Genomic DNA, 1,541 nt, shown 5'->3' with positions numbered 1-1,541 from the left:
ACACACAGGCGCGCGAAATGCTTGCGACTCGCAAACGACTGCCCGACATGGCCTTTGCATCACCGCCAAGTTTCCTGGTCGGACGCCGACGACGCGCTGGCTACGGTGCAGCAGCCACACGCATTTTTTCGCGGCTGCACTGAGGTAGGCCGCAGATATCTCAGATAAGTGCTTTACATGGTGTACTGAGTAGTACATGTCTAATTTCAGGAGGTCGCGATGCCCAAGCGGGAACCGCTCGCGCCGATGACCGCGTCACAGAATAACGGCGCGGTGCGGTCGCCCAAGACGGCCGAAATCGTGGCGGACACGCTACGGCGGATGATCGTCGAGGGACAGCTCAAAGACGGCGACTTCCTCCCTTACGAGGCCGAACTCATGGATCACTTTCAGGTCAGCCGGCCATCGCTGCGAGAAGCGGTGCGAGTCTTGGAGTCCGACCGCCTCGTGGAGGTGCGGCGCGGCTCACGCACCGGGGCACGGGTTCGCGTCCCAGGCCCCGAGATCGTCGCGCGACCGGCAGGCTTCTTGCTCGAGATGGCGGGAACGACGCTCGCGGACGTGATGACCGCACGTATGGGTATTGAACCGTATGCAGCCCGACTGCTCGCAGAAGGTGGCACCGCGACGGCGCACCGTGAGTTACGCGACCTCATCGAGGAGGTACCCCATGCGTGGGAGACGGGCAGGCTGGGCGCAGCTTCCACCGCATTGCACCGCCGGCTGGTCGAACTGTCGGGCAACGCGACGCTGACCGTGATCGCCGGCATGCTGCACGAGATCTTCGAGCGGCACATGACCGCAGCATTTCTCGGCGTTCAGAACGTCGTGCCCAAGGCGCAGTACACCAAGCTGATCCGGTCGTACACGCGACTCGCCGATCTGGTGGCCGCACGGGACGGCGCGGAGGCCGAGGCGCATTGGCGACGACACATGGAGAATGCCAGCACGGAACTGCTCAAGGGCTACGAGAAGACGAAGGTCCGAGACATCATGCATTGAGTGGGTTTCGCACCCACCCTCACTTGAAGGACACCTGATGCTTAAGCCGCTCAACGGAGTTCGCGTTCTGGAGGTCGCACAGTTCACCTTCGTTCCGTCGGCGGGCGCGGTGCTCGCCGACTGGGGCGCAGACGTGGTGAAGATCGAGCATCCTGTTACCGGCGATGCCCAGCGTGGGTTGGTCAAGGTGTTGGGCGCCGCGGCGACGGTACCCGGATCGTCGTTCGCGCCGATCATGGACGCGCCCAACCGCGGAAAGCGCAGTGTCGGGCTGGCACTCGACAATTCCGAGGCACGCCCCCTGCTCGACGAATTGATCCGGCGCAGCGACGTTTTCCTGACGAACTACCTGCCGTCGTCGCGGAAGAAGCTATCGATCGACATCGACGACGTCCGCCGCGTCAACCCCGACATCATTTACGTCATCGGCAACGGCTTCGGCTCCAACGGGTCTGACCGCGACGCCGGCGCCTACGACGCGACGGCATTCTGGGCCCGCGGTGGCAGCGCGGACGGCCTCACATCGCCCGAAGCCGCAC

General features: G+C 64.0%; 2 protein-coding genes. Both read left to right on the top strand.

What is annotated here, in order from left to right; genetic code table 11:
• The first annotated feature begins 219 nt into the window (after positions 1–219).
• Entirely contained in the window at positions 220–1,002 is a 783-nt protein-coding gene (locus tag WAN71_RS22160; protein ID WP_422227387.1) for a FadR/GntR family transcriptional regulator, read from the top strand.
• A 37-nt stretch (positions 1,003–1,039) separates the two neighbouring features.
• The coding region (locus WAN71_RS22155) for a CoA transferase (RefSeq protein WP_422227386.1) at positions 1,040–1,541 on the top strand (502 nt) is incomplete at its 3' end.

The organism is Mycobacterium sp., from assembly GCF_049280035.1.
Taxonomy (GTDB): Bacteria; Actinomycetota; Actinomycetes; order Mycobacteriales; family Mycobacteriaceae; genus Mycobacterium.
This window is presented reverse-complemented; position numbering and strand designations above follow the sequence as displayed.